The organism is Streptomyces alboflavus (genome assembly GCF_000716675.1).
GTDB classification, from domain to species: Bacteria; Actinomycetota; Actinomycetes; order Streptomycetales; family Streptomycetaceae; genus Streptomyces; species Streptomyces alboflavus.
On sequence record NZ_JNXT01000011.1, the window covers coordinates 130,544 to 140,672 of the forward strand.

8 protein-coding genes are annotated in these 10,129 nt (G+C 75.8%); 3 read left to right on the top strand and 5 right to left on the bottom strand.

Annotation, left to right across the window (positions count from 1 at the left end):
• Window positions 1-27 precede the first annotated feature (27 nt).
• Entirely contained in the window at window positions 28-552 is a 525-nt protein-coding gene (locus tag OO63_RS11295) for a PadR family transcriptional regulator (protein ID WP_030359723.1), read from the bottom strand.
• Window positions 553-619: 67 nt separating this feature from the next.
• Between OO63_RS11295 and OO63_RS11300 the strand changes: the two genes are divergently transcribed.
• Window positions 620-1,339 carry a cysteine hydrolase family protein gene (locus OO63_RS11300; RefSeq protein ID WP_234311248.1) on the top strand — a complete coding sequence of 240 codons (720 nt, stop codon included), beginning with the start codon at window positions 620-622 and terminating at the stop codon, window positions 1,337-1,339.
• On the opposite strand, the gene OO63_RS11305 is transcribed toward OO63_RS11300, so the two are convergent.
• On the bottom strand, window positions 1,336-2,175 hold the full coding sequence (locus OO63_RS11305; RefSeq protein ID WP_030359725.1) for an alpha/beta fold hydrolase: 840 nt from the start codon (window positions 2,173-2,175) through the stop codon (window positions 1,336-1,338). The genes OO63_RS11300 and OO63_RS11305 overlap by 4 nt on opposite strands.
• Window positions 2,176-2,219: 44 nt before the next feature.
• Complete coding sequence (locus OO63_RS11310) at window positions 2,220-3,134, bottom strand: alpha/beta fold hydrolase (protein WP_030359726.1); 915 nt, start codon at window positions 3,132-3,134, stop codon at window positions 2,220-2,222.
• 77 nt (window positions 3,135-3,211) lie between these two features.
• Between OO63_RS11310 and OO63_RS11315 the strand changes: the two genes are divergently transcribed.
• Both OO63_RS11315 and OO63_RS11320 read left to right on the top strand, forming a co-directional pair.
• Window positions 3,212-6,760, top strand: a complete 3,549-nt coding sequence (locus OO63_RS11315) for a BTAD domain-containing putative transcriptional regulator (protein WP_199822016.1) — start codon at window positions 3,212-3,214, stop codon at window positions 6,758-6,760.
• Window positions 6,757-7,170 (top strand): hypothetical protein, encoded by a 414-nt coding sequence (locus OO63_RS11320; RefSeq protein ID WP_051810755.1) that lies wholly within the window; start codon window positions 6,757-6,759, stop codon window positions 7,168-7,170. The genes OO63_RS11315 and OO63_RS11320 overlap by 4 nt, the downstream gene beginning before the upstream one ends.
• A 120-nt stretch (window positions 7,171-7,290) precedes the next feature.
• Here the strand turns inward: OO63_RS11320 and OO63_RS11325 are convergent, their stop codons facing one another.
• Together OO63_RS11325 and OO63_RS11330 are read right to left on the bottom strand one after the other, a co-directional pair.
• Entirely contained in the window at window positions 7,291-8,064 is a 774-nt protein-coding gene (locus OO63_RS11325; protein ID WP_030359729.1) for a DUF4232 domain-containing protein, read from the bottom strand.
• A gap of 138 nt (window positions 8,065-8,202) precedes the next feature.
• Window positions 8,203-10,129: NB-ARC domain-containing protein (locus tag OO63_RS11330; RefSeq protein WP_033264021.1), on the bottom strand; the 1,927-nt coding region annotated here is incomplete at its 5' end.

Sequence of the window (10,129 nt, forward strand, 5' to 3'; positions counted from 1 at the left end):
AACTCCCCTCTTCGGCCACGGCTTCGGTCATTCGTCGAGCGCCTCGCGCAGCCACGCCCGCTCGGCCCGGCTCGTCGCCCGCGCGATCGTCAACATGCCCCTGCGGTACGGGTCCTCGATGTCCTCGGCCGCCAGCGGGCGGTCCCCGTCGCGGAAGTCGTGGAAGAAGCTCGCGGGCTCCTCCAGGAACGCGAGGCGGCGCCGAAGCACCGCGTGCTGGTCGGCCATGTCGGGCAGTTGGGACAGGAACGCCAGGACCGTGAAGAAGCGGGCGCCGTCGCTGATGTCCAGGTCGGCGGGCTCCCGCAGGCGGCGTACGAGGTCGGCGCGGCCCTCGTCCGTGAGGCTCAGGGTGTGCCGCCGCGCCGCCGACGCGCCCGGCTCGGTGCGGCGGTCAAGGAGTCCCGCCGTGACCAGGCGGTTGATCGCCGGATAGAGGCTGCCGTCGCTGACCGGGCGGGTGTGGCCCGACAAGTGCGCGATCCGGCGCCGCAGTTCATAGCCGTGCAGCGGGCCGTCGGCCAGAAAACCCAGGATCGCGAGTTCGAGCATGGTGCTAGTCTCGCACATCGAATCGAGGTACCTCGAATCGAGGTACCGGAAGGTGAGGGGTGTGGGCATGGGCGAGTGCATGGAGTACACCGAGGAATGGGTGACCGCGCGGGCACGGGACGCCTACGCGCACGGCCGGGCCACCTTCGACATCCGGGCAGATCGCACCGCGCTGCTGGTCATCGACATGCAGGACGAGTTCGTACGGCCGGGCTGGAGCCCCTACTGGGTGCCGGCCGCGACCCGCATGGCACCCCGCCTGCACGGCCTCGTCGAGGCGTGCCGCGCCGCCGAAGTCCCCGTCATTTGGACGATCTTCGACGACACCCACCTCGGCCTCGACCGGCCCCGCGGCCTCGCCGCCCTGCCGCACGGCGACACCGACTGGCGCCGCCCCGGCCCCGCCGAGGTCTGGGCCCCGCTCGGCCGCCGCCCCGACGAGCCCGTCATCCGCAAGCCGTCCTACGGCGCCTTCTACGACACCCCGCTCGACACGATGCTCCGCAACCTCGGCCGTGACACCGTCGTCGTCACGGGCACCCTCACCAACTACTGCTGCGGCACCACCGCCCGCCAGGCCTACGAACGCGGCTACCAGGTCGTCTTCGGCGCCGACGTCACCGCCACCGACGACGAGTCCCGGCAGGAGCCGGAACTCGCCGTGCTGCGCAAGGGGTTCGCGCTCGTCCTGACGGCGGAGGAGATCGCGGCGCGGCTGACCGGCGGGGGTGTCGACACCAGTGCCGGGGGTTCCGCCGGTGTCGGCACCCCCACACTGCCCGCCTAGGCGACGCGCGCCAGCCAGTCCCGTACCGCCGCGTTGAACTCCTGCGGCCGCTCCAGGTTCGGCAGGTGCGCCGCCCGCTCGATCACGCACAGCCGCGCGTCGGGGAGCACGGCGTGCATCGCCTCCGCGTCCGCGACCGGCGTGTACGTGTCGTCCCTGCCCACGACCACCAGGGCAGGGACCGTGACGCCCGGCAGCACCGGCCGGTAGTCGGGGCGCTCGGCGCGGGCGCGCAGCGCCGCCGCCGCGCCCTCCGGGGACGCCGCCAGCATCATGCGGAGCACGTGCGCGGCGGCCTCCTCGTTGTACGGCGCCGCCATCTTGTGCAGCACCTCCTCCGCGTACCCCTTCATGCCCTCGGCGAGGAGCCGCTCCGCCGTCTCCCGGCGGAACGCCTTCCCCGCCTCCGTGTCCGTCGCCGGGGACGTGTCGGCGAGCAGCACCCCCGCTATCCGCTCCGGGAACCGGGCGCAGGCGTCCATCACGATCTGGCCGCCCATCGACACCCCGCCCAGCGCGCAGCGCGCCACGTCCAGGTGGTCCAGGAGGGCCAGGAGGTCGCGGGCGAAGTCGCCGAAGTCGGTGACGGGGGCGTTGGCCTCGCCCTCCGGGGCGGCGGAGGTGCCGTAGCCGCGCAGATCGAAGGTGATCACGCGGTGCGTGTCGGCGAGGGCCCTGACCTGGGGGTCCCAGAGGGAGCGGTCGAAGGGGTGGCCGTGGACCAGGACGAGAGGGACGCCCTGGCCCGGGCGGCCGTCGTGGCCGGCGTGGTCGCCGTGGCCGCCGTGGTCGTCGTACGAGAGGCGGATTCCGTTGCTGAGCCGGTTCGTTGGCATGGGGTCAGGCTAGATCCACCCCCGGCCGGGCGGAGCCCCCGTCCTCAGCGGGCGAGGAGGTCCCGCAGGGCCGCCGTGACCTCCTTCGGGGCCTCCTCCGCCATGAAATGGCCGCACGACACGGTCCGGTGCGTGAGGTCCGGGGCCCACCTGCGCCACAGGCCCGCCGCGTCGAAGCCGAGGGCCGCGCCCCAGTCCTGCTGGAGGACCGCGACCGGCATCCGCAGCGCGTTGCCCGCGATGCGGTCCGCCGTGTCGTGCTCGACGTCCGCGAACGCCGACGCGCGGACGTCCGCGACGATCGAGGGGACCGCCTCGCGGCACGCCCGCAGGTACGCGGCCCGCACGTCCGGCGGCACGGCGCCCGGCGACGCCGACCACACGTCGAGGAAGTGGCCGAAGAAGCCGTCCGGGTCCGCCGAGATCATCCGCTCGGGGAGGCCCGGCGGCTGCGCCATCAGGTACAGGTGGAAGCCGATCGCCGCGGACGTGCCGCGCATGACGTCCCACATGTCCAGCGTCGGCAGGACGTCGAGCGACGCCAGGTGCGTGACCGCGTCCGGGTGGTCCAGGCCCGCGCGGATCGCCACCAGCGCGCCCCGGTCGTGGCCCGCGAGCGCGAACCGCTCGTGGCCGAGGGCCCGGGCGAGGGCGACCACGTCCGCCGCCATCGTCCGCTTGGCGTACGTCTGGCCGTCCGCCGCCTCCGCCGGTTTGTCGCTGGCGCCGTACCCGCGCAGGTCCGGGCAGATCACGTGGTGGTCCGCCGCGAGGTCCGCCGCCACGTGGCGCCACATGAGGTGGGTCTGGGGGAAGCCGTGCAGGAGCACGACGGCGGGGCGGCCGGGGTCGCCGCCGACGGCGGCATGGAGGTGGACGCCGCCGTCGGTGACCGGGATCCGGTCGTAGCGGAAGCCTTCGATGCGGGGCTCGGGTGCCCCGGCTGTGTCGGGTGTCATGGCTTCAGCCTGCGCGGCCCGGATCAGCAACCGATCAGCAGCGGGTCCATGCAGGTGACGGGCGGTACGTTGAAGGGGTGCCGCAGGAGGAGAGCGCCGGGCCGGGGGCCGGTGACGTGACGTTCCAGGTCCTCGGGGCCCTCGCCGCCCGGGACGCGGACGGGCGCACCCTCGACCTCAAGGGACCCCGGCACCGTGCCGTACTCGCCCGCCTCCTTGTCGCCCGGCGGCGGACCGTTCCCGTGGACTGGATGGTCGACGACTTCTGGGACGAGCCGCCGCCGAGGGCCGTCGGGGCGATCCGGACGTTCGTCGGGGACCTGCGCAAGGTCCTTGAGCCGGGGCGGTCCCGGCGGGCGCCCGCACGGCTCCTGGTGACGTCCGGGCCCGGGTACGCGCTGCTCGCGGGCGGTGGGGCGGTGGATGCCTGGCGGTTCGAGGCCGCCGTGGCGGAGGCCGGGCGTCTCCTCGCTCCCGGCGCCGGTGACTCGGCGGGGGCCGCCCTGGGACTCCTCGACGACGCGCTCGCTGCGTGGCGCGGGCCCGCGTACGCCGAGTGGGCCGGACAGGACTGGGCCCGCGCGGAGGCCGGGCGCCTCGACGGGCTGCGGCTGCTCGCCGTGGAGCGGCGCGCCGACGCCGCGCTGGCCCTGGGCAGGGCCGGGGAGGCCGTGCTCGACCTGGAGGCGCATGTCGAGGAACACCCGTGGCGGGAGGAGGCCTGGGGGCTGCTGGCGGTCGCCCTGGTCCGGGCGGGACGGCAGGGGGATGCCCTGGGGGTGTTGCGGAGGGCCCGGGAGCGACTCGTGGGGGAGCTGGGGGTGGATCCCGGGGAAGCGCTTCGGAGGCTGGAGGGGGAGATTCTGGCTCAGCGGGTCCCCGTCACGCCCTGGGGGCCCGGCCCGGTTCGCGGGCGCCACGACGACAGCTCCCGCCCCGAGGGCGAGCCCGCTGCTGCTCAAGCGGAAACCGGAGTGGTGGACGAGGGTGCTGCCGGGCGGCGGGACGGGCTCGTCGGGCGCGGGGCGGAGGTGGGCCGCCTGGAAACCGCCGCTCGTGGCGTCGTGCGGGAAGCGCGGCTCGCCCTCGCCCTGGTCTCCGGGGACGCCGGGGCCGGGAAGACCGCCCTCGTACGGGAGTTGGCGGACCGGCTGACGGGAGCAGGGTGGGCCGCCGCCTGGGGGCGGGCCTCGGAGCAGGGCGGGGTTCCTGCCGGGTGGCCCTGGGTCGAGATCCTGGGAGAGCTGGGGGTCTGTGACGAGGGGGGCGCGGGCGGGGACCGGTTCTGGTGGTACCGGCGGGTGGGGGAGCTGATCGCGAGAGCCGCCGCCGATCGGGGGCGCCCCCTGCTGCTCGTGCTCGACGACCTGCACTGGGCCGACAGCGGAACGCTGGAACTGCTCGCCTCCCTGGTGGAGCGGCCGATGGAGCGGCCCGTGCTGGTCGTGGGCACGTACCGGGACGGAGAAGTCCCCGACGGCGTACGGGAGTTGCTGGGACGCGTGGCCCGGGCCGAGCCCGTACGGGTGCGGGTCGGGCCGCTGGACGAGACCGCCGTGGGCGAACTCGCGCGAGCCGTCTCCCCGCGCCCCCTCGACGCGGCCACCGTCCGCGCCGTGCACCACCGCAGCGGCGGCAACCCCTTCTTCGTACGCGAGATCGTCCGCCTGTACGCCACCGAAGGGACCGCCGCCCTCTCCCAAGTCCCGGCGGGCGTCAGGGACATCGTGCGCCGCAGGCTGGGCGCGCTGCCCGCCGGGGCCCGCGCGGTGCTGCTGCGCGCCGCGCTGATCGGGCCCGCCGTCGACCTGGACGTGCTGACCGCGCTCACCGGGGACGAGGACGCCGTCCTGGAGGCGGTCGACGCCGGGGTCGCGGCGGGGTTCCTCGTCGGGGGCGCCCTGGAGGGACAGGGTGCGGGGCAGGGCGCGGGGGAGGGCGAGCGGGTCGAGTTCGCGCACGCGCTCGTGCGGGAGACCCTCTACCGGGACCTGTCCGCGCCCCGCCGCGCCCGGCTGCACACCGCCGTCGCGGAACTCCTCGAAGACCTGCGGCCCGACTCCGTCGAAGCCATCGCCCACCACTACCTCGGCGCGGGCACCCGCGAAGTCGCCGCCCGCGCCGCCGACTTCGCCGCACGGGCGGCCAGCCGCGCCGAGAACGCCTTCGCGCCGCACGAGGCGGTGCGGCTGTGGGGGGCGGCGCTGGACGCGTATGACCGGGGTGGGGGCGGGGAGTCGGCCGGGGGCCGGGGGTGGTCGGGTGATCCGGCCTTGGGTCGGGGGTGGTCGGGTGATCCGGCCTTGGGTCGGGGGCGGTCGGGTGATCCGGCCGGGGGCCGGGCGCGGCTCGGGATCGTCATGGGGCTCGTACGGAACCTCGCCGTCACCGGCGGACTCGCCGAGGCCCGCCGGTACCGCGCCGAAGCCCTCGCCGCCGCCGAGAAGACCGGCGACCCCGAGCTGACCGCCCGCGTCATCGGCGCCTTCGACGTACCGGGCATCTGGGCCCGCAACGACGACGAAGCCCTCTCCCGCCGCATCGTCGCCGCCGCCCTGCGCACCCTCGACGCCCTCCCGGACGACGGCACCCCGGCCCGCCGGGCCACCCGCAGCCGCCTGCTCAGCACCGTCGGCATGGAGACGCGCGGTTCCCGGACGGAACGGGGTGCGGAGGCGGCCCGGGAGGCGGAGCGGCTGGCGCGGGCGGTCGGGGAGGCTGCCGGAGCGGGCGAGGTCGGAGCCGGTGCCGGTGCCGGTGAGGAGGCCGACCCGGCAGCGGGAACCGCAGCCGCCGAGGCTGCCCCGCGCGGCGGCGCCGACTCCGCCGCGCTCCTCGCCTTCGCCCTCAACGCCCGCTACCTGCACACCTTCCACCGCCCCGGACTCGGCCCCGAACGCGCCCGCATCGGCGAGGAGTTGACCACCCTCGCCGCCCGCCACGACCTCGTCGCCTTCGAAGTCCTCGGCCACCTGATGCTGCTCCAGGCCCACTCCGCGCTCGCCGACTTCGACCGCGCCGACGGCCACGCCGCCGCCGTCGACCGCCTCGCCGAACGGCACGGGCTGCCGCTGGCCGGGGTGTTCACCGAGTGGTACGCGGCGCTGCGTGCCGCCGTCGCCGGACGGGTGCCGGAGGCGGAGGCCGGGTGCCGGGCGGCTGCGGCGCGGATGCGGGGTGGGGGGATGAGCGGGATGGAGGGAGAAGGGGAAGGGGAAGGGGGCGCGGGGCTGTTGGAGTTGGCGTTGCTGTGCCTGCGGGTGCAGAGCGGGGGCGCGAGCGCCGAGGCCGACGCGGACGCGGAGAGCGCCCACCCACTCGCGTACGACCAACTCCTCGAAGCCCGCCTCTGCCTCCGCGCCCGCGCCGCCCTCCGCTCCGGCGCCGCCCCGCCGGACGTCCTCGACGGCCTGTATCGCGAACTGCTGCCCGCAGGCGGCGAGTTGGCCGGAGCCGGGAGCGGCGTCCTGACCCTGGAGCCCGTGGCCCTCTACCTCGGCGATCTCGCCGCCGCCCTCGGACGGCCCGATGCCGCCGCCCGGCACCACCGGCAGGCGCGCGCCGTCGCCGAGCGGGCCGGGGCACCCCACTGGGTCGCCGCCGCCGATGCGAGGATGCGCCGGTGACCGACGAGACGAGTACGGCCGCGAGGGCCGCCACAGAGACGGCGTACATCCGCTTCGAGTCCCCGACCCCGCACGAACGCGGGGTGCGCCCGGGCGTGTTCTTCCTGGTGAACACCCTCGCCCGGGAAGGGAAGCTCACCCCCGAGCAGCGCGGCTTCTGGCGCGCCACCAACGACTGGTACGACGCCGCGTACACCACGCCGTCCGACGCCTACGACCGCGAGGCGAACCCCGGCGCGGTCGCCTGGTTCAAGGCGACCGCCACCCACCTCATCGAGCGCGTCCCCGGCTACCTGGACATCCTCGCCGCCCACGGCGTCCCCTGCCGCACGGTCCGCTCGGCCGACCCCGGCCGCATCGTGTACGAGGACGACGTGCAGGTCGTCGTCGTACCGCATGAGGAAGCCTGACGGGGAAACCAGAACGCCCCCGCCGCGCACACGCGCGACAGGGGGCGTTCCTGCGACTGATCGCCTTCTGGGGGAGTCGGCCGATCAGAAGTTCCGGGAGGGCCGGGAGTGCCGGGTGGGTCAGAAGTTGTAGGGCTTCGCCGTGTTCCAGTTGGTGACGTCGGCCGTCGACCACGTGAACTTCGACGGCACGCCCTTGGCATCGAAGGCCTCCTGGCCGACGCCGGGGCCGGTGTCGCCGGTGTGGTCCTGCAGGGCGATGCTGAGGTCGGTGGAGGTGTGCGTCCGCGCGCCGTCGGTGAACAGGTTCACGGCCGCGTAGACCTTGCCGCCGGGCTTGATCGTGAGGGCCTTGCCGCCGCCGGGGGTGTCCTTGGCGGAGTGGGGCAGCACGGTCACGGTGTCGCCGAGCATCACCGACGGGAACGACGTGACGTAGCACGCCTTGGAGTCCGCGTTGGTGGCGGTGATGAGCAGGTGCTCGCCGCGCTGCTTCGCGAAGCGGTGCGTGACGGAGTACGAGATCTCCTGGCCGTCGCACGCCCGGACCCCGGCGGCGGAGGCCTTCGAGCCCGAGCCCTTCGAGCCGGAGGCCTGCGACCCGGAGCCCTGAGTCCCGGAGCCCTTGCGGGCGTTGGCCGTCGCGCCCTCCGCCGAGGACGACCCGGCGTCCGTGTCCTTGGCCGCGTCGACGGTCGCGCCCCCGGTGCCCGTGCCGCCCTCGGCCGCGCCGGACTTCCCCCCGCTCGCCTTCTCCGAGACGACGGCGCCGCTCTTTCCCGCGCCCTTCGCGTCGTCGCCGCCGTCCGAGCTGCCGCAGGCGGTCAGCGTGGCGAGGGCCAGCGCGGCGGTGGTGGCGGCGAGTGCGGCGGTGCGGATCCGAGACGTACGCATGATGGTGCTCCCCCTGGGGTGGTGCGGTCCTGGCGGTCGTTCCCGCCGTTGACACCAGACTGGGCCCACCCGCTGTCGTTCCGCTCACGCGCCGCTGCCGTCCCGCTCACGTGCCGGAGACGGGGGAGTCCTGGCCGGTCAGCCCGGATCCGCGCCCGCCGCGAGCCGCCGCGCCGCCGCCTCGTGCCGCTCCCGGAAACCGTCCTGCGCCGACACCCGGAGCAGCACCTCCAGGGCCCGCACCGCGCCCTCGTCGAAGCCGCTCGACTCCGCCTCGCGCGCCGCCGCGTCCAGGCGGCGGATGCCCTCCGCCTCGTCGCCGAGGCCGAGCAGCGCCTCGCCGGCGGCCGTGACGAGGAGGACCCGGCCCGCGCTCGGGTCCTCCCGCGGGGGCGTGAGGGCAAGGGCCGCGTGCGCCGTGTCCAGGGCCGACTGCCAGTCCCGCGCGGCCAGTTGGTGGCGGGCCAGGTGGTGCAGGGCGAGGCGTTCGGTGTTGCCGTCACCGGCCGTACGGGCCAGGTCCGCCGCCCGCAGGCAACCCTGCACGGCCTCGTCCGTGCCGCCGAGGGCCGCCTGCGCGAGGGACAGGTTCACCAGCGCCGTCGCCTCGCCGCGCGGGTCGCCCGCCCGCGCCGCGAGCGGTGGTGCCGCCTCCAGGTGGGCCAGGGCCTCGGCCGTGCGGCCCTCCTCCGTCAGGACCCAGCCGAGCAGCGCGAGGACCCGCGCCTGCGCGTACGGGTCGTCGGCGCTGCGGGCCGCCCGCAGCGCCGTCTGGAGGAGCGGCGCCCAGCCGTCCCGCACCCGCCACACCACCAGCGGCCACAGCGCGAGCACGATCCGCCAGGTCCGGTCGTGCAGACCGGCCGCGTCCGCCGCGCCCGCCGCGAGCGCCAGGTCCTCGCGCTCGGCCGCGTACCAGTCCATGGCGGCGGACCGGTCCGCGAACTCCCGTACCGTGTGCGGCTCCCGGAAGCCGTCCGGGAGTGTGAAGCACGGCTCGTCACCGGGTTCGGCAGCCTGGGCCGCCGCGAGCGCCGTGGCCACACAGTGGTCGAGGACGCGCGGCAGTGCCTCGGGGTCCGCGTCCAGGCCGCGGGCGTAAAGGCGCACCAGGTCGTGCAGGGTCCAGCGGTCCGGCGCGGTCCGGGTCAGCAGGTGCGCGGCGGCCATCCGCTCCAGGGAGGCCTCGGCGGTGTCCGGGTCCGTGCCCGCGAGCGCCGCCGCCGCGTACCGGTCCAGGTGGGTGCCCGGGTGGCGGCCGAGCTGCGCGAAGTGGTGCCCGACGGCCTCGGGGAGCTGCCGCAGCGTCAGCCGCAGCGCCGCCCGCACGCCGGTGTCCTCCACGTCCAGGAGCACCGAGCGCCGCGACTCGTCGGACAGTTCGGCGGCCATCGCCGCCAGCGTCCACTGCGGGTGGTCCGCGAGCCGCGCCGCCACCACCCGCAGCGCGAGCGGAAGACCGCCGCACAGCTCCGCGAGACGGCGCGCGGCCACCGGCTCCGCGAGCACCCGCTCCTGGCCGAGCACCCCGGCGAGCAGCGCCGTGCCGTCCTTCGGCCCGAGGACGTCCACGGGCAGCGGCCGGGCCGCGTCACTCGCGATGAGCCCGCGCAGCCGGTTGCGGCTCGTGACGACGGTGACGCACCGGGCACCGCCCGGCAGCAGCGGTCTGACCTGCTCGGAATCCCGTACGTTGTCGAGTACGACGAGGAGTTGACGCTCGGCGGCGAGGGAGCGGAACAGCGCGGCCGCGCCGTTCGCCGACTCCGGTATCCGGCGCGGCGGCACGCCGAGGGCGGGCAGGAACTCCCGCAGGACGTCGAGGACGGACGGCTCGCCCGTGTCGGCGAAGCCGCGCAGGTCGGCGTAGAGCCGGCCGTCGGGGAAGGCCGCGCGGTTGCGGTGCGCCCACTGCACCACGACCGCGGTCTTGCCGACGCCCGCGGGGCCCGTGACCAGGCACACCGGGGCCTCGCCCGCGGCCGCCCGGGACAGCGCGGTGAACTCGGCGGCGCGTCCGTGGAAGCCGCGGGGGGCTCGGGGGAGGAGGTCTATGGGGGTGGGG